The organism is uncultured Sphingomonas sp. (genome assembly GCF_964235535.1).
GTDB lineage: Bacteria > Pseudomonadota > Alphaproteobacteria > Sphingomonadales > Sphingomonadaceae > Sphingomonas.
Window position 1 is genome coordinate 78,197 of sequence record NZ_CAXSBH010000003.1, and the last position, 19,173, is coordinate 97,369.

The window sequence follows — 19,173 nt, forward strand, 5'->3', positions numbered from 1 at the left end:
CCGACCGGACATCAGCCTGCATGATCCCCGCCCTTTCGCCTCTGCTCGATCTCCTCGCGCCCAAGCCGCCCGCCCCGGTGGCGGGCGATCCCGCCATCTTCGGGATGGTGCTGGCCGGAATCGGCGAAGCACCGGTGGTCGTCCGGCAGATCGCCGCCCCGACCGGCAAGGCGATGCCGTCGCTCGAAGCGCCCGCGCCCCCGACTCCGACCCCGACCCCGACCCCGACCCCGTCGGTGCCCGAATTGCCGATCGTGAAGGCCCAGTCTCCTTCGCAGGATGGGCAGCCCGTCCTGGCGACCACGTCGTCGCCCGACCCTCTGACCAGAGCACCCGCTCTTACCGCGTGGCGCCGTCACGTTCCGCTGGAAACCGTCGCAGAGGCCGATACGTCGACGCCCGAGTCGATGATCACGGAGACGCGCTCGGTCCAGCCGGGCGGCGCGCCCGTACGGGCCGCCGCGCCGCCGCTCGAGCCTTCCGAGACGACGCCGACGCATGCCGCTTGGTGCCGTTTCGTCCCGCTGGAGACCGGCGAAGAGGTCGATGCGCCGACGCCCGGATCGACGATCATGCAGAAGCGGTCGCTCCAGCCGGACGGCGCGCCTTTTCCGGTCGCCGCGCCGCCGCTCAAGCCCCCCGTGACGGCACCCGCACCGGCGGCCTGGCACCGTTTCGTTTCGCCGGAGAGCGACGAGGCGGCCGACCTTGTTGTTGCAGCGGATGAACGCCGTCCTGAGCCGGAACTTTCTCCCGAACCGCCTGCGACGATCGCTCTTCCGACACGGCAGGATCCAGCGCCCGTGCTGACTGGGCCACCGATAACGCCATATCCCTATGACATCGTCGTCATCGGCCAGGCCGCTGTCGCGCCGTCGCCCGCTCCGGACCGCCCGGCGTCGCCGACAAGCGAGGCCGTCACGGTCGCGCCGACACTCGAGCGGACGATCGGCCTCACCCCTCGGTGGACGCGAGCCGAGGCGACGCCCTCACGCGGGCCGGCGGTTCAGCCGGTCGTAGCGGCGAGCGGGCCGACCGCCCCAGCGGCCTCGGCAGCGCCGACCGACATGATCGATCCTTCGCCTGCTCCGGCGGCCCAGGGCGTACCGGCTATCGTCGTTCAGCCGCCCGTTCCCACCGGCCGACAGCCGTTGCCGTCCGCCTCGGCCGAGCCGATCGCTCAGACGATCATCCCCCCGACCGCTTCTCCTTCGCCCTCCCCAGCCGACCTGCGGCCGAATGCGTCCAAGCCCGCTATCATCGATCGTGCGCTGTCTACGACCGACGTCCCCGCCCCGCTGGTCGCGCGCGCGGTGATGAGTGGTTCGGCGCGTCAGGTGTTCGCCGCCGATCTCCGCCGTCCCGCGCGTGATCCGCGGATGGTCGCGGGTGAAGCGCTGGCCGCGCCGCTGGAGGTCGCCCGACCCGATGCGCCTGTCGTCACGGCGATGGCCGCCGGCGCGCCGCTCGACCTGCGCCAGGATCGCTGGCCGACCGCGATGATCGACCGGATCGAGCGACTGCGCGACGCGGTCGACGCCGTGGATACACGGATACGCCTGCTCCCCGATGCGCTCGGCGTCATCGACGTCGCGGTGAAGCGCGAGGGCGACACCGTCCATGTCCATTTCAACGCCGAACAGGCCGCGACGCGCGCACTGCTCCAGGATGCCTCGACGCGCCTGGCGGAGGCGGCCGAGGCGCGCGGGCTCAAACTGGGGCAGACGGCGGTCGGCGGCGACGGCTCGCAGCCGAACGGTCGCCAGCCCCGATCCGACGGCACTCCTGTCCCCGCCCGACCGCGCCATGCGGCGACGGTCGACGACGATTCCACCGACACCCGCATCGCCTGAATGAGAAGGACTGCCTGAATGAGCGACAAGACCGAGGACGCGCCCAAGAAGAAGGGCAAGTTGGGGAAGCTGCTGGTGCTGGGCGTGGGGCTGGTCGTGCTGATCGGCGGCGGCGTCGGCGCGGGGTTGTACGCCGCCAGCGCCGGGCTGGTCGGCGACGGTCACGGCGAGGCCGAAGGGAAGCCCAAGCCCAAGCTGGTGATGAAAAGCGAGCAGAAGCGCGGCGGGGACGAGGCCAAGGGCGGCGACGCGCCCGAGCCGACGCATGAGGGCAAGCCAACTCCCGAGGTCGCGGGCGGCGAGAAGTACGCGTCCAACTATTATGCGATGGAGAAGGAGTTCACCTCCAACCTCCAGAACTCGGTGCATTTCATCCAGGTCGGCGTGGCCGTGTCGACGCCGTACGACGACACGGTCGTCGAGCGGTTGAAGACCAACGACATCGCGGTCCGATCGGCGATCCTGATGACGCTGAGCGACACCAGCGAGGAGCAGGTGTTCAACACGGAGGGCAAGAAGCAGCTCCAGCGCAGGCTGGCGCGGGCGATCAACGAAACGTTGGAGCAGAAGGAGGGATTCGGCGGGGTCAGTAACGTTTACTTCACCAATTTCGTTGTTCAGTGAGGCATGGTTAACGGCCGATCCGACCCCGACCCGACGAACCGCCGGGAGAGCGCGCGCGCCGGCGACGGCCACGGCGCGCTCGGCGGCGCGGCCGCGCTGTTCGGCCAGACCAAGCTCAACCCGTTCGGCGACCTCCATACGGTTCAGCACCTGTCGGCCCGGCTCGCGCGGTCGTTGCGCGGCGTGTTCGAGCCGCTGTTGCAACGTGAGCTGCGCTGCTGGGCCGAACCGCTCGCCGTGCAGCATTTCAGCGACTACCGAGCCGAGCGCGGCCCCGAGCTGACGGCTTGGCTGCCGCTGCCGATGACGTCGCCGGTCGGTCAGGGCTTCGGGGGTCAGGCGCTGTGCGTGGTCGACGGCCGGTTCGTGCTGGAGCTGCTGGACCTGTTCTTCGGCGGGTCGGGCTCAACTCCGCCCGTGTTGCCGACCGAGTTCTCGCCCGCGGCCGAGGCGATGATCGCGCGGCTGGGCGACATGATCGCCGCGCCGCTGACCGCCGCGTGGGAGCCGCTGGCGCGGATCGACTTCGCGGTCGGGCGCGCGGAGGCGAACGCGGCGATGCTGGGCGTCGCCGCCGAGGACGCGCTGATCGTGACGCGATTCGGCCTTGCCGCCGAGGACGGCGCGCCGGTCCACCTCGACCTGCTCTATCCGGTCGCGGCGATGAAGCCCCACGGCGCGACCCTGACCGGCCGCGTCCTCGACAAGGTCGAGCCCGATCCGGCCTGGCGCACCGCCCTGACCCGCGCGGCGATGAACGTGACCTTCCCCGTCCGCTCCGTCCTGGCCGAGCCGGTCGTGCCCTTGTCGCTGCTCATGAATTTGAAGGCGGGCGACGTGATCCCGGTCTCGTTCGGCGCCAACGTGCCCGTGATGGTCGGCGGCGGCTGCCTGGGCGCAGGCACCGTCGGGGTGTCGAACGGCCAGGCCGCCGTGCGCCTCACCTCGCTCTCCCATCAAGCCTGCTCCGATGCCCATCCGTTTCAAGGACCCGCGCAATGAACGACATGACCGGCGGTTTCCCGGTCGACGCCAGCCTGGCGGCCAATTTCCGGCTGCTTCAGGACGTCGACGTCAAGCTGACCGTGGAGATAGGCTCCACCAACCTGACCCTGCGCGAGCTGCTGGCGCTGGGAGAGTCGAGCGTGATCGAGCTCGACCGGCAGGCGAACGAGCTGCTCGACGTCTTCGTCAACGGCACGCTGATTGGCCGCGGCGAGGTGGTGACGGTGGGCGAGCGGTTCGGCGTACGAATGACCGAGCTCGTTTCTCCCGACAAGCGGAACTGACGCGCCGTGATGTGGTCCTACATCCTGAAGCTCGTCGTGCTGCTGCCGCTGGTATGCGGGCTGATGATCGGCTCGCTGTACCTGTGGCGCCGCCTCGAGCAACGCATGCCGGGCAAGCCGACGACGCGCACGATCGCCATCCGCGAAACGATGATGATCTCGCCGGGCCTGAAGCTTGCGGTGCTCGATTTCGAGGGCAAGCGGCTGCTGGTCTCGGTCGGGCGCGGCGGCGTGACGCTGGTCGACAAGGTGGACGCGTGATCACCGTCAAGCGCCTCGGCTCCGGCCCTGCGCTGATCCGCAGCGTTTGTGCGCGAATGACCCGGCGCAAGAGTCGAGGCGGCTTCGGCGCGGTGTTCGCGATCGTCGCGATCGTCGCGATCGTCCTAGCCATGTGCGTCGCGATCCCCGCCTTTGCGCAAGGGGTGCCCGCTGTCCCCGCCCCGCCGGGCGTCGGCGACGCGGTCGACCGCGCGCTCGGGCAGCTTGGCGGCGGCGCACCCGGACAGTCGGGATCGCTGAGCCTGTCGCTCCAGGTTCTCATCATCATGGGCCTGCTGACGATCCTGCCGGGCATCCTGCTGATGATGACCAGCTTCACGCGGATCATCATCGTGCTCGCCGTGCTGCGCCAGGCGCTGGGGCTTCAACAGACGCCGCCCAACCAGGTGCTGATCGGGCTATCGATGTTCCTGAGCCTGTTCATCATGGCCCCCACCATCAACCAGATCAACACGGCCGCCATCCAGCCCTATGCGGCCGGACAGCTCGCGGGCACGCAGATGATCCAGGCCGCCGGCGCTCCGCTCCACGCGTTCATGTCCAAGCAGACGCGGATCAAGGACCTGACCATGTTCGCCGAGATGGCCAAGTCGGGGCCGTACCGATCGGCGAACGACATCCCTTATGCGGTGCTACTTCCCGCCTTCGTCACCAGCGAGCTGAAGACCGCGTTCCAGATCGGGTTCCTGATCTTCCTGCCCTTCATCGTCATCGACCTGGTGGTCGCGACCGTGCTCATGTCGCTGGGTATGATGATGCTGTCCCCGCAGATCATCTCGCTGCCGTTCAAGCTCCTGCTGTTCGTGCTCGTCGACGGGTGGGCGCTGACGATGGGCAGCCTCGCCAACAGCTTCGCGTGAGGACCTAGATGGCCGACGCCGACTATTTCCTGACGGTCGCCAACCAGACCATGTGGGTGCTGGCGCTGGCCGCCGCGCCGATCCTGATCCCGGCGCTGCTCGCGGGCCTGATCCTGGGCATGATCCAGGCCGCGACGTCGATCAACGAGCAAACCTTGTCCTTCGTGCCGAAGCTGCTGGTCGTGGCGGTGTCGATCATGATCTTCGGTAGCCTGATTTTGGGGCTGCTGTCGGATTTCACGGTGGGGATATTCGAACGGATTCCCGATCTTGTTCGCTAGTAGCCGCGCCGCCTGCTTACCTCCCCGTCACCCCGGACTTGTTCCGGGGTCCATCGTTGTACGTACACCGTCTGTGGTGCGCGCGGAACCATGGACCCCGGAACAAGTCCGGGGTGACGAAGGGGTGTGGTTGCGGTCGCGCGACGCGCGCGGGGCCTGACCTCATTCTTGGCTTCGGCCTCTCCATCGAGCCGCAGCTCTGGGCGCTGGTATTCGTGATGATCCGCGTCGGCGCGGCGTTCGTGGCCGCGCCCGTGTTCGGGGCCGTCGGCGTGCCGCTCACCGTGCGGGTCGCGCTGTCGGGCGCGGTCGGCGTGCTGGTGCTCCACGCCCATCCCGTGACCCCGCCCGCAAGCCTGTTCGGGGTGGCGACGGTCATGGCCGTCACCGCCGAGGCGCTGGTCGGGCTCGCCATCGGCTTCGTGATCCAGATCGCGTTCGCCGCCCCACTTATCGCGAGCGAATTGATCGGCGGGTCGATGGGGCTTGGCTTCTCGTCGTCGGTCGACCCGCAGAACGGGCGCTCCTCGCCCGCGCTCGGGCAGTTCTTCTCGATCATGCTGACGCTGTTGTTCTTGTCGCTCGACGGCCACCTCGTGCTCGTCGAGATGATCGTGCGCTCCTACGACGCGCTGCCGCCGGGGCAGGCGTGGATGGGCGCGGAACGGCTCAAGGCGATCGCGATCTTTGGGGGGTACGCCTTCGCTGCGGGGCTGCTGCTGGCGTTGCCGGTCGGGTTCCTGCTGCTCTGCCTGAATCTGGTGGTCGGCATGATCTCGCGGTCCGCGCCGTCCTTGAACCTGTTCGCGGTCGGGCTGCCGATGAGCCTGGCGGTCGGCATCGTGGCGCTGGCCGTGTCGTTCCCGGCGATGGGCGATTACATGCTCGTGATCGTGCGCGAGAGCCTCCAGGCCGCCGATCGGTTGGTGCTTAGCTGATGTCTGAGGCCGGCGGCGAACGCACGGAGGCGGCGACCCCCAAACGGGTGCGCGACGCGGTCGAGAAGGGCGATGTCCTCAAGTCCCGGGAGTTCGGAACCGCGCTCGCCATGCTGGCGGGCGTGGCGTGGGTCGTATGGTTCGGGCCGGAACTGGTCGCGGCGTGCAAGGGCGTGATGACCGCGTCGCTCCGGTTTGGGCGGGCGGACGTGGAGGATTTCGCGCCCTTTCGGCCGATCCTGGAGGCGGGGTGGCGGCTGGGGCCGTCGCTCGGCAGCCTGTTCGCGGTCAGCGTCGTCGCGGCCATCGCCAGCCAGGCGGGGCTCGGATCGCTGGGATGGAACGCCAAGCTGATGGCTCCCAAGGGAAGCCGGATCGATCCGGCGGCGGGGCTGAAGCGGATGCTCGGCGCGCAGGGGTGGATCGAGCTGGGCAAGTCGCTCCTCAAGGTCGTGCTGCTGGGCGCGATCGGCTGGTGGATGTTGGCGAAGGTGGCGCGGATCGCGCCATCGATGTCCGCGGCGGATCTGGGGCAAGCCATTGCGATCCTTGGTGACTTGTTCGCGAATACGCTGATCGCGATGGCGGGCGGGCTGGTCGTGATTGCGGGTATCGACATACCCGTACAGGCGATCCGGCGTATGATGAAGATGCGCATGACCAAGCAGGAGGTGAAGGACGAGCACAAGCAGAGCGAGGGGTCGCCCGAGGCCAAGGCGCAGCAACGTCAGCGCCGGCGCGAGGTGCTGCAAGGCGGCGCGCGCAAGGCGGTGGCGGAGGCGCATGTGATCCTGACCAACCCGACGCATTTCGCGGTGGCGCTGCGGTACGAGCGCGGGCGCGACCAGGTGCCGGTGGTGGTCGCCAAGGGACGCGGCGCGACCGCGCTGGCGATCCGGGAGTTCGCGGGCGAGCGGGCGCTGCCGGTGCTCGAATATCCGCAGCTGGCGCGCGCGGTCTATTACACCAGCCGCGAGGGGCAGGAGGTGCGCGACGACCTGTATCTCGCGGTCGCGACCGTGCTCGCCTTCGTGTTCCAGCTGAATGCCGACGCCGGCGGGTCGGCCCCGCCCCTGCCGCCCGTCGACGTGCCCCCCGGTGCGCGGTTCGACGAGAACGGCGAGCCGACCTAAAGAACGCGCGCCTGCAGCCGTTTAGGTCTCCGACGCGCGGGGAGTAAGTACGAATGGCCATCGAATCGATCGCGAAGACGCTGGGGTCGGGTTCCGGCATTGATGTCGGCGCGCTCGTCACCTCGCTGCTCGAGGCGCAGTTCGCGGCCAAGAACGCCGAGTTCGCGCGGCGCGAGACCAGGATCGAGGCGCAGATCTCCGGCGTGTCCAAGCTCAAGAGCACGGTCACGGGCCTGGACGGCGCGCTCAAGTCGCTGACGGCGGGCGGCACGCTCGCCAGCAAGCTTACTTCGTCGAACGAGGCCGCGATCAGGGTCGTGCGGACGGCGGGCGCGCCCGTCACCGACATAACGGCCAAGATCGCGGTGACGTCGCTCGCCGGCAGGCAGGTGTCGACGACCAACACCGGCCAACCCGTGGATACCCAATTCCGCGAGGGCGCGCTCCGGTTGCAGTTCGGGCGCGACATGGTCGACCCGGCGACGGGGGGGACGACCGGCTTCGCAGCAGCGGGCGACGCGATCGACATCCAGATCACCGATGCCGACACGACGCTGACCAAGATCGCCGCCAAGATCAACGCGGCGAACGCCGGCGTCACGGCCAAGATCGTCCTGGACGGCGGCAACGAACGACTGTCGATCAGCGGCGCGTCCGGCGCGGACCGGGCGTTCGAGATCACGGGCAGCGATGCCGGCGGGGCGGGCCAGTCGCTGACGGGGCTGGCGGTCAGTCGCACCTCCACCACGGCGACCACCGCGACCCGCGCGCGCGACGCGGTGGTCGCGGTGGACGGCGTCACCTTCAACCGGACGAGCAACACGATCACCGACCTGATCCCGGGGGCGACGCTCGACCTGGTCGGCCTGTCAACGACCCCGGTCCAGATCGCGACGGCCAAGCCGGGCGCGGCGATCACCACGGCGGTGAGCGACTTCGTGGGCGCGTACAACGAGATGCTGGCCGTCATCAAGGAACAGAACGATCCGAAATCGGGCGTGCTGGCGAGCGACAACGCGGTCAGGTCGCTGGCGCGCGGCCTGAGCCGGCTGACGACCACGGTGCTGGCCCCGGCCGGCGTCGCGGGCGCTCCCCGGACGCTGGCCGATCTCGGCGTGGCGACCGCGCGCGACGGCACGCTGTCGGTCGACGCGGCGCGGCTGACCAAGGCGGTCGCCGACTTCCCCGCCGCGGTCGAGCGCATGTTCGCGGCCGGGAAAGCGGCGACCGGCGACGGGTTGTCGGCGGCGCTGGCGGCGGTGGTCAAGGGTGGCACCGACCGGGTGGTCGGGCTGGACGCGTCGACCAGCACCTACACCAAGGCCCGCGGCGAGGTCGCGACCGCCAAGCTGAAGGTCGTCGAGCAGACGGCGCAGGCGCGCGATCGACTGTCGCGGCAGTTCACGACGATGGACGCGCGCACGGCGGCATACAAATCGACGCAGACCTTCCTCGACAACCAGATCAAGGCGTGGAACCGGAGCGACGCGTGATGGCCTATGCGAGCGCGCTCCGCGGTCCGGAGAACACCTACCGCCGGATCGACGTGGCCGGGCGCGCCGCCGCGGCGGGCGACGGCGCGGGTCTGGTGCAGATGCTGTACGGCGAGGTGACGGCGGCGCTCCGCGCGGCCGCCCACGCCGCCGAGCAGCGCAATTACGCAAGGAAGAGCGAGCGGGTGACGCGCGCGACCGCTGTCCTGTTCGCGCTGGAGGCTGGGCTGGACCACGAAGCGGGCGGCGAAGTCTCGCGCACGCTGGCGACGCTTTATGCGGGGGCGCGCCGCGAAGTGGTGCAGGCCAGCCTGGGCGACGACCCCGCCCCGTTCCGCACGGTCGCGGCGGAGCTGGACGGCATCGCGCAGGCCTGGGCGACCGTTCGAGCGCGGTAGAGGCGCGGGGCGCAATACCCGGCCCATTTGGCTTTTCGCGCGCGCCGCTCTATATAGATTGGACATAGCGGCGTGCGACCGTGTCGGGTCGCCCTGGTTCCCCATCGCTCCCGCACCGAGCCCGGCCACCGATGGCGCGGGCTCATGATTTGTGGAATAGTGGCGGTCGGCCGGCGTTCGCCGCGCAACCACCAGGAGCCGCCATGTCCCGTGCGATCAACGTCAACGCCCCCCAGGACCATGTCGTCGCGACCTGCGCCAAGAAGAAGCTGGGCATCTCGGCGATCGAGACGCTGCATTCGGGCGGCACGCGCGTGGTGATGAACAACGCGGTCGACGCCGCCGAGATCGTCAAGCTGTACAAGACCAAGGTCATCGCGGGGCCGGTGACGCGTACGCCGACCCGGCTTTCCCGCTTCTAACCACCGATAGGACCCAGACGGACTTTATGGCTGCATTCAAGGACCCGAGCTTCACCGACCGGCAGGCCGCCGCCGCGCGCGCCAAGGAGGCGGCGCTGGCCAAGCTGCGCGCCAAGCCGCCCGTGGACGAGGCCGTCGTCGCGCAGCGCGTCGCCGCCGCCGCCGCTCGCGACGCGGCCGCCGCGCAGAAGCGCGAGGCGACGCGCCTGGCGCGCGAGGAGGAGGCGACCGCCAAGCGCGAGCGCGCCGCGCAGGCGGCCGCCGAAGCCGCGGCGGCGGCGGAAGCCGCGGAACTCGCCAAGGTGGCCGCCGCGACGCCGAAGATGACCGACGAGGAGCGCAAGGCGGCGCGCGACGCGCGCTATGCCGCGCGCAAGAACCGCAAGAAATAAAGGAGCGACATCGTGGCCAAGAGTCAGAAGAAGTCGAACAAGGAAGTGCGCAAGCCCAAGGCGACCAAGCCGCCCAAGCTCGACCAGTCCAACCCGTCGAGCAAGGGCAAGCCGGTCGAGATGACCACCATCAAGTCTTGAGGCGGGAAGCGCGGGCGTGACGCCCCGCGAGCTGATCGGGACGGCGGCGGTGCCCGGCGGCGGCGAGCTTCGGCTGTTCCGGCGCGGGGCCGACCATACCATCGTGCTCGACCGCAACGAATTGATGAACAGCCGGATGAGCGGGTCGGAGGAGGCGCTCGCGGTGATGACGTGCGAGCGGCTGGCCGGGCGCGCGGCTCCGCGGCTGCTGATCGGCGGATACGGGATGGGCTTCACGCTGCGCGCGGGGCTGGCGGTGCTGGGTCGGGGCGCGCAGGTGGTGGTGGCCGAGCTGGTGCCCGGGATCGTCGAATGGGCGCGCGGGCCGATGGCGGCGCTGACCGCCGGGTGCCTGGACGATCCCCGCGTCGTGTTGGTCGAGGAGGATGTGGCGGCGTCGATCCGGGCGGCGCGCGGCGGCTACGACGCGATTCTGCTCGATGTGGATAACGGCCCGGACGGGCTGACGCGGGCGGGGAACGACCGGCTGTACTCGGCGGCGGGGCTGGCGGCGGCGTGGGGAGCGTTGACGCCCGGCGGGGTGCTGGCGGTCTGGTCGGCGGGGCCCGACCCTCGCTTCGCCCGGCGGATGGGCGAGGCGGGGTTCGCGGTGGAGGAGGTCGTGGTCCGGGCGCGGTCGAACGGCAAGGGGCCGCGGCACGTGATCTGGTTCGGGGAGAAGCGGTAGATCACCTTCTCCTGCTCCGTCACCCTGAACTCGTTTCAGGGTCCAGCGTGGTCCACACGAGGACGGGTCGTCTCGCGCACGACGATGGATGCTGAAACAAGTTCAGCATGACGGAATAGGGGCGGTTGCCGTCGATGCAATCTAACGCGACGTCCACCGTCGAACTACAAAGAAGACGGTGATCGCCACCGCGATCAGCAGGCAGACGCCCGTGATGATGTCGAAGGCGTGGGGGTTCTTGGCCCCGCGCAGCCCCTCGACGTTCATGCCGTACAGTCCGGTGAGGAAGGTCAGCGGCAGGAAGATGAGCGCCGCGACCGAGAGGATCAGCCCGCGCTGGTCGAGCTGTTCGGCGCGCATGTCGGTGAGCGCGTCATGGACCACCGCCGATCGTTCGCGGATCGCCTCCAGCTCCTCGGCCATGCGCGCGGCGCGGTCGGCGGCGGCGCTGAGATGGACGCGGTCGTCGGCGGCCAGCCAGTCGCCGGGCAGGCCCGCCAGCTTCTCCAGCGCGTCGCGTTGCGGTCCCAGGAAGCGGCGATAGCCGATCGCGGTCGAGCGGACGCGCGTCACCTGGCGGCGGAGTTCGAAGATCCTGGTGCCTTCCAGGCTTTCCTCGCACATATCCAGCCGATCGCCGAGTTCGGCGACGTGTGGGTCGAGGTCGCTGGTGATCGCGGCGGCGAACTCGGCGATCAGATCGCCGGGATCATGGATCTTGTCGGCGGCGACGCACGCCTCGATCGCGTCCAGCGCGTGAAGCTGCGTCCGGGTGACGGAGAAGATGCGGCCGTGCGTCGCCCAGATGCGGAGCGAGGCGAGCAGGTCGGTGCCCACCACCTCCTCCTGATCGGTGCGGCCGCGCAGGTTGACGAGCGCGCCGCCCTCCCACTGGTCGCAGCGCGGACGTGTTTCGGGCGCGGTGAGCGCCTCGACCGTCTGCGGGCTGAGCTTGGCGTGATCGGCGAGCCAGGAGCGCGCGTCGTCGTCGATGGTGAACAGATGGACCCAGACGAGTTCGGGTATCGGATCGAGCGCGGCGGCGATGTCGACACGCTCGGACCGCTCCGGGTTGATGCGGTAGGCGAAGCCCTTCACTCGGCCATCTCCAGATAGAGCCCGGATGCGGGCGGGCGGTCGCATGCGACGCGGTCGGCGTCGGCGCGCGCGCGGGCGAGGATTGCCGGGGGCACGTCCGGCGCGTGGTGGACCGTGTCGGCGCTCGCGAGCGCGCGCGCCTGACGTAGCGTCAGGTCGTCGGGATCGGGGCCGGTCAGGCGGATGTGGAGGCTGGGCGCGGGCGCGGCGCGCGGGTCGGCGAGCCAGGCCTCGGCATCGCCCTCCCCCAGCGGATCGAGCGGGCCGCCGGGGGCCATCGCGTCCGCCAACGCGCGGCGGCGGTCGGCTCCGTCGGGGAAGCGGGCACGGAGCTGGTCGCGGGCCGCGAACAGCGCGCGCGCGCGGGTCCCCAGATCGGCGGGGATCAGCCCCTCCAGCCGCTGGCGGAGCGCGGCGGCAAGGCCGGCGGAGACGCCGCCGGTGCCGATCGCGACCAGCAGCGGATCGCGGTCGACGATCGCGGGGAGTGTCCAGTCGCACAGAGCGGGGCGGTCGACGGCGTTGACGAGGACCCCCCTGCCCTTGAGCCGCGCCACGGCCGCGTGGGCGTCCGCCTCGTCCTCGATCGCGACCACCGCGAGGGGCGCGTCCGCGTCCTCGCTCACGATCGTCGCGCCCGCGCGGAGGAGCAGACGGCGCTTGGCGTCGGCGGCCTCGCCCTCGCCGAGCAGGATGACCGGGCGGCCGTTCACGCGCATCAGCAGCGGGAGCGAGTGCCAGGTCAAGCGAGCCATTCCGGCACGCGCTCGGCGGCCAGGATCGTCTCGGGGGAGATGCGGTCGGCGACGACGGCGTACCGGTCGCCGTCGACGAGCACTTCGGGGACGAGCGCGCGGCTGTTGTAGGTCGACGCCATCGTCGCGCCGTACGCGCCCGCGGTGCGGAACACGGCGAGGTCGCCCGATGCGACGCGGTCGATCTCGCGGTCGACGGCGAAGGTGTCGCCCGTCTCGCAGACGGGGCCGGCGATGTTGGCGGTCATGCGGTCGCCGGTCGGCTCCACCGCGACGAACTCGTGATACGCGTCATAGAGCGCGGGGCGGGCGAGGTCGTTCATCGCAGCGTCGACGATGACGTAGGGGTTTTGCGCGCCCGGCTTCACCCAGATGACGCGGGTGAGGAGCACGCCCGCATTGCCGGCGATGACGCGGCCGGGTTCGAACTGCAGCTGTACCCCCCAGCCCTCCGTGACGCACGCGACCATTGCGCCGAGATCGGCGGGCTCGGGCAGGGTGTCGCCGGGGCGGTAGGGGACGCCCAGCCCGCCGCCGAGATCGACGCGGGTGACCGGGTGGCCGGCGCGGCGGAGTTCGGCGACCAGCTCGCCGACGCGGGCGTACGCGGCCTCGAGCGGGGCGAGGTCGGCGAGCTGGCTGCCGATATGGACCGCGACGCCGTGGAGCGCGAGGCCGGGGCGGCAGCTAAGGCGCGCGAACATCCCGGGAGCCTGGTCAATGGGTATGCCGAACTTGTTTCCGGCGCGGCCGGTGGAGATCTTGGCGTGGGTGCCCGCATCGACGTCGGGATTGACGCGGAGCACGGCGGGGGCGACGGTTCCGCGCGCATGGGCGAGGTCGGCGAGGACCTCGCCTTCCTCCTCCCCCTCAAGGTTGAACTGACCGATGCCCTCATCGAGGCCGCGGGCGAGTTCGGCGCGGGTCTTGCCGACGCCCGAGAAGACGATGCCGGCGCGCGGCACCCCGGCCGCGAGCGCGCGCGCCATCTCGCCGCCCGACACGACGTCCGCGCCGTAGCCCTCGGCGGCGAGCAGGCGGAGAACGGCGAGGTTGGGGTTGGCCTTGATCGCATAGGCGAGGTGGACGTCGGGCAGCGCGGCGAAGGCTTGGGCGAATACGCGCGCGTGCCGGCGGAAGGTCGCAGCGGAATAGACGTAGACGGGGGTCCCGACCTCGTCCGCGATGCGGGTGAGGGGCACGTCCTCGCAGTGAAGGACGCCGTCCCGGTGGTGGAAATGATCCATGCTATTGCGGGGGAAGGTCGAACTCGTCCGACCGCCGCTCCTCCGATCGGCGCAGCAGTTCGGTGGAGCGTTCCGGGCGCTGCTGGGACGTCGCGGTCAGGAGCTCGGCGGGCGTCGGGGTCGCGCGCGCGCCGCGGGGGGCGACGGGGAGCGACTTGCCGGGCGCGGGTACGAGGTTCGCGGCCGATCCGCAGGCGGTGAGCAGCAGCGCGGCGAGCGGCAGGAGGCGTTTCATCGGCAAGTCCCTCGGGCGGCGGCGATGGCGGCACGGACGCGGGCGGGCGCGGTGCCGCCGAAGCTGGTGCGGCTGGCGACCGACGCGTCGACGGATAGCACGTCGTACACTCGGGCGGTGATCCGCGCGTCGATCGCCTGGAGCTCGAGGAGCGGCAGCTCGTGGAGCATGACGCCGAGCGCCTCGGCGCGCGCGACGGCGCGGCCGGTCGTGTGGTGCGCCTCGCGGAAGGGCACGCCCGCTTCGCGTACCAGCCAGTCGGCGAGGTCGGTGGCGGTCGCGTAGCCGCTTTCCGCCACCGCGCGCATCCGGTCGGTGCGGAAAGTCGCGCTTTCCACCATGCCGGTCATAGCGGCGAGCGACAGGCCGAGCAGGTCGTGCGCCTCGAAGACGGGGGGCTTGTCGTCTTGCATGTCCTTGGAATAGGCGAGCGGCAGGCCCTTCATCGTCACCGTGAGCGCGACGAGGCAGCCGGCGATCCGCCCGCTATGCCCGCGCACCAGTTCGGCCGCGTCGGGATTGCGCTTCTGCGGCATGATCGAGCTGCCGGTCGACCACCGGTCCGACAGCGAGATGAAGCCGAAAGGCTGCGACGCCCACAGCACGAACTCCTCCGCCAGCCGCGACAGATGGAGCGCGCATTGCGTGGCCGCGCCCAGGTAGTCGAGCGCGAAGTCGCGGTCGCTGACCGAGTCGAGCGAGTTGAGCGTCGGCCCGTCAAAACCGAGCGCGGCGGCGGTGGCGTCGCGGTCGATCGGAAAGCCCGTCCCCGCCAGCGCGGCGCTCCCAAGCGGGCAGCGGTTCATGCGGGCGCGAGCATCGGAAAAGCGGCTCGCGTCGCGCGCGGCCATCTCGTGATAGGCCATCAGATGGTGGCCGAGCGTGACGGGCTGCGCGGATTGCAGGTGGGTGAAGCCGGGCATGACGCTGTCGGCATGCTCCTCCGCGCGGGCGAGCAGCGCCGCCTGGAATTGCCCGAGCGCCCCCAGTACCTCGTCGACCGCATCCCGGACCCACAGCCGGAAGTCGGTCGCGACCTGGTCGTTGCGCGAGCGGGCGGTGTGAAGACGGCCCGCGACCGCGCCGATGCGGTCGGCGAGCCGCGCCTCGGTCAGCATGTGGATGTCCTCGAGCGCGAGGTCGTCCGGCACGCCGTTCGCGTCGTAGTCGGCGGCGACGTCGGCCAGCCCGCGGTCGATCTCCGCGGCGTCGGCGGGCGCAATGATCCCGCGCGCGCCGAGCATCGCGGCGTGCGCGCGGCTGCCCGCGACGTCGTGGCGCCACAGCCGCTTGTCGAAGGGCAGCGACGCGTTTATCTCGCGCATCACCGCCGCCGGGCCTTCGGAAAAGCGCCCGCCCCACATCGTGTTGGAGCCGTCCATGTCGTCACGCCCGGGCGTCGTTCTTCTCCTGGGATCGGCGCTGTTCGCCGCGGCGTGCGATAGGCAAGCGACGGCCCCGGAGCAAGCGACCGCATCGGCTCCCGCGTCCGACGAGGTGGTCGCCGGCTCCGCCCCGCCCGCCGGTGCAGCCAAAGCCGCCGCGACCGGGTTCGATCGCAGCCATGTCGGCGAGGCCGCGCCGACCGCCGCCTTCGTTGCGCCGGACGGCAAGCAGGTTACGTTCGCCGATTTCCGCGGCAAGCCGCTGCTCGTCAATCTGTGGGCGACCTGGTGCGCGCCGTGCATCGCGGAGCTGCCGACGCTCGACGACGCGGCCGGCAGGCTCGGCGACCGGGTGCGGGTGCTGACGATTGCGCAGGATCTGGACGAGAAGCCGGACAAGGTGACGAAGTTCCTGGCGGCGCGCGGCTTCAAACGGCTGGCGCCCTACCGCGACCCCGCCGTCGCGCTCAGCACCGCCTACGCCGCCAACCTGCCCGCGACGATCCTGTACGACGCGCGCGGACGCGAGGTGTGGCGGCGGCTCGGCGGATTCGAATGGAACACGCCCGAGGCGATGCGGGCTATCGCCGAGGCATCGCAGGTCGCGGGCTGATAGACCGAAACGGCAGGCATCCTTGATTAGGGTCGAAGCCGTTCGGTGTCAGCGCTTCCGGTACAGCCACCCGTCCTACCGTGCCGGAATGGCGAGTCCCTCCAGGAGCTTCTTGGCGGCGGCCGAGGAGGATTGCGGATTCTGCCCGGTCGTCAGCAAGCCGTCGGTGACGACGAGGACACCCCAGTCCTCCGTCTTCTCGAACCTGCCGCCCTGCGCGCTGAGCACGTCCTCGACCAGATACGGTACGATTTCGGTCAGACCGACCGCCGCCTCTTCGGTATTGGTGAACCCGGTGACGCGCTTGCCTTCGACCAGCGGGCGGCCTTCGGGCGTCCTGACGTTCCGTAGCACGCCTGGAGCATGACAGACCAGAGCCACCGGCTTGCCCGCGGCCAGGAAGGACTCGATCAGGTCGATAGAGTTCGGGTCGTTGGTGAGATCCCACAGCGGACCATGACCGCCGGGATAGAAGACCGTGTCGAAATCCTCTTGCCGAACGGAGTCGAGCCGCACCGTATTGGCGAGCTGCTCCCCGGCCGCGGCGTCGGCTTCGAAGCGATGGGTGTCGTCCGTCTGGAAGTCGGGCTGGTTGCTCGCCGGATCGAGCGGCGGTCGCCCGCCAGCAGGCGACGCGAGCGTGATTTCGGCACCGGCCTCCTTGAACACGTAATACGGCGCGGCGAGTTCTTCGAGCCAGAAGCCGGTCTTCTTTCCGGTGTCTCCCAGCTGGTCGTGAGATGTAAGAACCATCAGGATCTTCATGGTCGGCGTCCTTTAAAGACAAGGGATTTGTAAGAAACTTTATTGCTTGATTATGATTATCAGACTGTCGGCCGGCCGCCGGAACTAATTTCGTCATCGCACGATGGCGAGGAGTCGCCCGCATGCAACGCAACCAATATTCGGGAAGGAATTCCTGAACCAACGCGAATGCCATTATAAAGTTCAAGGTAGAGCGGCACCGCCTATGGTGCCGACCTACCCGCGACGATCCTGTACGACGCGCGCGGACGCGAGGTGTGGCGTCGGCTCGGCGGGTTCGAATGGAACACGCCCGAGGCGATGCGGGCTATCACCGAGGCGTCGTTAAGGCGCGGGGTGATGAGCGCAGAGGTCAGACAGAAGTGACCGGGAGCGAAACGGCCGCGATTGCGGTAGGCGCGGGCGGTAGTCAGCCCACCTTGCTGGCTATGCCAAGTGCGCTAAATCGCACCGATAGTACGATGCAGTAGGATGGAGGCTGGACATGGCGACCGTGCGCAAAACCATTACCCTTACCGAGCAGAAGGACGCATGGATCGCCGCCCAGATCGACGCTGGCAGCTACACCAATGACAGCGAGGCGATCCGCAATCTCATCCGGCGCGAGCAGGACAGGACTTTTGAAATCGAGACGATCCGTCAGGCCCTGATCGAGGGCGAGCAGAGCGGCGAGCCACAGGCCTTCGATTTCGATGTCTTCCTTCGACGCATGAACGCAGAGAATGCCTGAATACCGTCTCAGTCCTGCGTCCGAGCGCGATCTGGCTGACATCTGGCGTTACACCAATAAACAATCGGGGAAGGAGTAAGCGAACCGGTACACGCTCGGCTTGAAAACCATGTGTGCCAAACTGGCGGATGCTCCACAGCAGGGGCAGGGTTGCGCCAACATCCGGCCAGGCTATCGGCGGCGCGGGACCGAGCATCACGTCATCTATTTCCGGCCGACCAGTTACGGCATTGCCGTTATCAGGATCCTGCATCAGCGCATGAATGCTGCCCGCTATCTATAATCGGTCACGACATGGAACCGGTACGGAAGTGCGTACAGGAGATAGCTGATGAACCAGCTCCTATCCCGACACTCGAAGCGGCTTGATCCTCTCCGCGCTTGTCCGGTGTCGAAAACGATCGGTCGTGGCATTGCCACGAAGCGATGCATGCCAAAAAGCTGCAAGCTCGACCCGAAGTGCCGCTAAGCGCGGCTGATATCGCAGAGTTCCCGGAATACGGTGGCGACGGCGGGCCGATCCAGGGGCTTGGTCAGGGTCCGCGTCACGCGGTCCTCCACGCAGCAGCCCTTGGCCGTCGCGCTGATATAGACGACCGGGATATTGCCCAGCACCGCCCGGATCAGCGCCACCGCGGCGGGGCCGGTTCCCTCGAGAAGAGTGACGTCCGAAGTGATGATGTCGGGCCGATGAGCCTGGGCGGCGATCACCGCCTCGGCCTGGGTCGCCGCGAACGAGAAGGACGATGCGCCCTCGCATTCGAGCAGGCTTTCCAGATCGACGGCGATCATCGCTTCATCTTCGATAATCAGAACGTGACACAAAGGTCATCTCCACCTGAGCAGGTCGACGCTCACCGCGTCAGCTTAACTTAATTTATTGTTAACCGCTAACATATTGCGGCAGATCAATAGGTTCTTTCCAAGTGCCGATTGCCAATCGGTAATCTCAGCGATCCTCGCCAGGCTTCAGATCGCCCTGCAAGCTCGACGCCATCGCCGTCAGCAGCGACGCGACGTGGCGCAGCCCCGATCCCGCGCCGTCGGCGGCGTCCGCCAGTTCGTATTGCACGTCGGCGGCGGTCTCGATGACGTCGACCGCCTCGCCGATCGTCAGGATGCCGCGCTCCTTAAGCCCGTGGATCAGGCTTTCGATCAGCAGCAGCGCGGCTTGACCGCATGGCTCCACCACGCCGGGAACATGCGACAGGGCCGGGTGCACGGCGAGGCCGCCCTCATAGAGATCGATCGTCATGGGTATAAGCCTTGTGCTCGCGAGGACGGGTCGCCCGTCGCTGTCGGCCAGGACCGCTTGGCGCTGCCGATGAAGACTAAGTAGCTTCTTCATCGACGCGAACCACCCATCAACTAAACTTCGTATAACAAGAATGCGCAATATTATTTATGGGTGTCCCCGTGTAGCGTAATGCCATGACCAACAGATTCATCCAAAAATTGAGCGGCTTGGTCGATTTCACGACCGGCGATGTCGCGGCGCTCGAGACCGCGACAGGCTGGGGTCGCAGTTATTCGGCCCGCCAGGACCTGATT

At 69.0% G+C, this 19,173-nt stretch carries 25 protein-coding genes and 1 pseudogene; 18 read left to right on the forward strand and 8 right to left on the reverse strand.

The genetic code is table 11. The features are described 5' to 3' along the window. Nucleotides 1-20: 20 nt before the first annotated feature. The 15 genes from ACFE7F_RS02335 (at nucleotide 21) to ACFE7F_RS02405 (ending at nucleotide 10,794) form a co-directional block, all read left to right on the forward strand. Entirely contained in the window at nucleotides 21-1,853 is a 1,833-nt protein-coding gene (locus ACFE7F_RS02335) for a flagellar hook-length control protein FliK (protein ID WP_375402228.1), read from the forward strand. 18 nt (nucleotides 1,854-1,871) lie between these two features. Beyond that, a complete protein-coding gene (fliL, locus tag ACFE7F_RS02340) occupies nucleotides 1,872-2,477 on the forward strand; it encodes a flagellar basal body-associated protein FliL (protein ID WP_375402229.1) in 606 nt (201 codons plus the stop codon). Nucleotides 2,478-2,480: 3 nt separating this feature from the next. Continuing rightward, nucleotides 2,481-3,479, forward strand: a complete 999-nt coding sequence (locus tag ACFE7F_RS02345; RefSeq protein ID WP_375402230.1) for a flagellar motor switch protein FliM — start codon at nucleotides 2,481-2,483, stop codon at nucleotides 3,477-3,479. Then, the gene (gene fliN / locus ACFE7F_RS02350; RefSeq protein ID WP_375402231.1) at nucleotides 3,476-3,766 is read left to right on the forward strand and encodes a flagellar motor switch protein FliN; all 291 of its coding nucleotides are present in this window, start codon (nucleotides 3,476-3,478) and stop codon (nucleotides 3,764-3,766) included. Before ACFE7F_RS02345 ends, fliN begins: the two co-directional genes overlap by 4 nt. A gap of 9 nt (nucleotides 3,767-3,775) precedes the next feature. Continuing rightward, on the forward strand, nucleotides 3,776-4,027 hold the full coding sequence (locus ACFE7F_RS02355; protein ID WP_375402232.1) for a flagellar biosynthetic protein FliO: 252 nt from the start codon (nucleotides 3,776-3,778) through the stop codon (nucleotides 4,025-4,027). A gap of 56 nt (nucleotides 4,028-4,083) precedes the next feature. Then, complete coding sequence (fliP, locus tag ACFE7F_RS02360) at nucleotides 4,084-4,908, forward strand: flagellar type III secretion system pore protein FliP (RefSeq protein ID WP_375402252.1); 825 nt, start codon at nucleotides 4,084-4,086, stop codon at nucleotides 4,906-4,908. Between the two features lie 8 nt (nucleotides 4,909-4,916). Next, nucleotides 4,917-5,189: a flagellar biosynthesis protein FliQ gene (fliQ, locus tag ACFE7F_RS02365; protein ID WP_375402233.1), complete on the forward strand. Its 273-nt coding sequence runs from the start codon at nucleotides 4,917-4,919 to the stop codon at nucleotides 5,187-5,189. A 164-nt stretch (nucleotides 5,190-5,353) separates the two neighbouring features. After that, the gene (fliR, locus tag ACFE7F_RS02370; protein ID WP_375402253.1) at nucleotides 5,354-6,127 is read left to right on the forward strand and encodes a flagellar biosynthetic protein FliR; all 774 of its coding nucleotides are present in this window, start codon (nucleotides 5,354-5,356) and stop codon (nucleotides 6,125-6,127) included. Then, complete coding sequence (gene flhB, locus ACFE7F_RS02375; RefSeq protein WP_375402234.1) at nucleotides 6,127-7,260, forward strand: flagellar type III secretion system protein FlhB; 1,134 nt, start codon at nucleotides 6,127-6,129, stop codon at nucleotides 7,258-7,260. Before fliR ends, flhB begins: the two co-directional genes overlap by 1 nt. A gap of 53 nt (nucleotides 7,261-7,313) precedes the next feature. Further along, nucleotides 7,314-8,753, forward strand: a complete 1,440-nt coding sequence (fliD, locus tag ACFE7F_RS02380; protein WP_375402235.1) for a flagellar filament capping protein FliD — start codon at nucleotides 7,314-7,316, stop codon at nucleotides 8,751-8,753. Further along, complete coding sequence (gene fliS, locus ACFE7F_RS02385) at nucleotides 8,753-9,151, forward strand: flagellar export chaperone FliS (protein WP_375402236.1); 399 nt, start codon at nucleotides 8,753-8,755, stop codon at nucleotides 9,149-9,151. Before fliD ends, fliS begins: the two co-directional genes overlap by 1 nt. Before the next feature lie 203 nt (nucleotides 9,152-9,354). Further along, entirely contained in the window at nucleotides 9,355-9,573 is a 219-nt protein-coding gene (locus ACFE7F_RS02390; protein ID WP_375402237.1) for a hypothetical protein, read from the forward strand. Between the two features lie 26 nt (nucleotides 9,574-9,599). Beyond that, nucleotides 9,600-9,965, forward strand: a complete 366-nt coding sequence (locus ACFE7F_RS02395; protein ID WP_375402238.1) for a DUF6481 family protein — start codon at nucleotides 9,600-9,602, stop codon at nucleotides 9,963-9,965. A gap of 12 nt (nucleotides 9,966-9,977) precedes the next feature. Next, the gene (locus ACFE7F_RS02400) at nucleotides 9,978-10,106 is read left to right on the forward strand and encodes a hypothetical protein (protein WP_375402239.1); all 129 of its coding nucleotides are present in this window, start codon (nucleotides 9,978-9,980) and stop codon (nucleotides 10,104-10,106) included. Between the two features lie 16 nt (nucleotides 10,107-10,122). Further along, entirely contained in the window at nucleotides 10,123-10,794 is a 672-nt protein-coding gene (locus ACFE7F_RS02405) for a spermidine synthase (RefSeq protein ID WP_375402240.1), read from the forward strand. A 141-nt stretch (nucleotides 10,795-10,935) separates the two neighbouring features. Here the strand turns inward: ACFE7F_RS02405 and ACFE7F_RS02410 are convergent, their stop codons facing one another. Genes ACFE7F_RS02410 through argH form a run of 5 tightly spaced genes read right to left on the reverse strand, consistent with a single transcriptional unit; the run spans nucleotide 10,936 to nucleotide 15,493 of the window. Beyond that, nucleotides 10,936-11,892, reverse strand: a complete 957-nt coding sequence (locus tag ACFE7F_RS02410; protein WP_375402241.1) for a CorA family divalent cation transporter — start codon at nucleotides 11,890-11,892, stop codon at nucleotides 10,936-10,938. Further along, nucleotides 11,889-12,647, reverse strand: a complete 759-nt coding sequence (locus ACFE7F_RS02415; protein ID WP_375402242.1) for an NAD(P)-dependent oxidoreductase — start codon at nucleotides 12,645-12,647, stop codon at nucleotides 11,889-11,891. Before ACFE7F_RS02415 ends, ACFE7F_RS02410 begins: the two co-directional genes overlap by 4 nt. Continuing rightward, the gene (gene lysA, locus ACFE7F_RS02420; RefSeq protein ID WP_375402243.1) at nucleotides 12,635-13,894 is read right to left on the reverse strand and encodes a diaminopimelate decarboxylase; all 1,260 of its coding nucleotides are present in this window, start codon (nucleotides 13,892-13,894) and stop codon (nucleotides 12,635-12,637) included. The genes ACFE7F_RS02415 and lysA overlap by 13 nt, the downstream gene beginning before the upstream one ends. Before the next feature lies 1 nt (nucleotide 13,895). Continuing rightward, nucleotides 13,896-14,129, reverse strand: coding sequence for a hypothetical protein (locus tag ACFE7F_RS02425; protein ID WP_375402244.1), 234 nt, complete (start codon nucleotides 14,127-14,129; stop codon nucleotides 13,896-13,898). After that, the gene (argH, locus tag ACFE7F_RS02430) at nucleotides 14,126-15,493 is read right to left on the reverse strand and encodes an argininosuccinate lyase (RefSeq protein ID WP_375402254.1); all 1,368 of its coding nucleotides are present in this window, start codon (nucleotides 15,491-15,493) and stop codon (nucleotides 14,126-14,128) included. Before argH ends, ACFE7F_RS02425 begins: the two co-directional genes overlap by 4 nt. 16 nt (nucleotides 15,494-15,509) lie before the next feature. On the opposite strand from argH, the gene ACFE7F_RS02435 reads away from it, so the two are divergent. Beyond that, nucleotides 15,510-16,127: a TlpA family protein disulfide reductase gene (locus ACFE7F_RS02435; protein WP_375402245.1), complete on the forward strand. Its 618-nt coding sequence runs from the start codon at nucleotides 15,510-15,512 to the stop codon at nucleotides 16,125-16,127. Nucleotides 16,128-16,202: 75 nt separating this feature from the next. Here ACFE7F_RS02435 and ACFE7F_RS02440 read toward each other — a convergent pair whose 3' ends face one another. Beyond that, entirely contained in the window at nucleotides 16,203-16,892 is a 690-nt protein-coding gene (locus ACFE7F_RS02440; protein ID WP_375402246.1) for a type 1 glutamine amidotransferase domain-containing protein, read from the reverse strand. A 484-nt stretch (nucleotides 16,893-17,376) separates the two neighbouring features. Between ACFE7F_RS02440 and ACFE7F_RS02445 the strand changes: the two genes are divergently transcribed. Both ACFE7F_RS02445 and ACFE7F_RS02450 read left to right on the forward strand, forming a co-directional pair. Next, nucleotides 17,377-17,622: a type II toxin-antitoxin system ParD family antitoxin gene (locus ACFE7F_RS02445; protein WP_375402247.1), complete on the forward strand. Its 246-nt coding sequence runs from the start codon at nucleotides 17,377-17,379 to the stop codon at nucleotides 17,620-17,622. Between the two features lie 91 nt (nucleotides 17,623-17,713). Further along, nucleotides 17,714-17,905 (forward strand): annotated as a pseudogene (locus ACFE7F_RS02450) (type II toxin-antitoxin system RelE/ParE family toxin); the annotation flags it as partial. 182 nt (nucleotides 17,906-18,087) lie between these two features. On the opposite strand, the gene ACFE7F_RS02455 reads toward ACFE7F_RS02450, so the two are convergent. Together ACFE7F_RS02455 and ACFE7F_RS02460 are read right to left on the reverse strand one after the other, a co-directional pair. Beyond that, nucleotides 18,088-18,447 (reverse strand): response regulator, encoded by a 360-nt coding sequence (locus ACFE7F_RS02455; RefSeq protein WP_375402248.1) that lies wholly within the window; start codon nucleotides 18,445-18,447, stop codon nucleotides 18,088-18,090. Nucleotides 18,448-18,571: 124 nt separating this feature from the next. Continuing rightward, nucleotides 18,572-18,877 carry a hypothetical protein gene (locus tag ACFE7F_RS02460; protein ID WP_375402249.1) on the reverse strand — a complete coding sequence of 102 codons (306 nt, stop codon included), beginning with the start codon at nucleotides 18,875-18,877 and terminating at the stop codon, nucleotides 18,572-18,574. Between the last annotated feature and the right edge of the window lie 296 nt (nucleotides 18,878-19,173).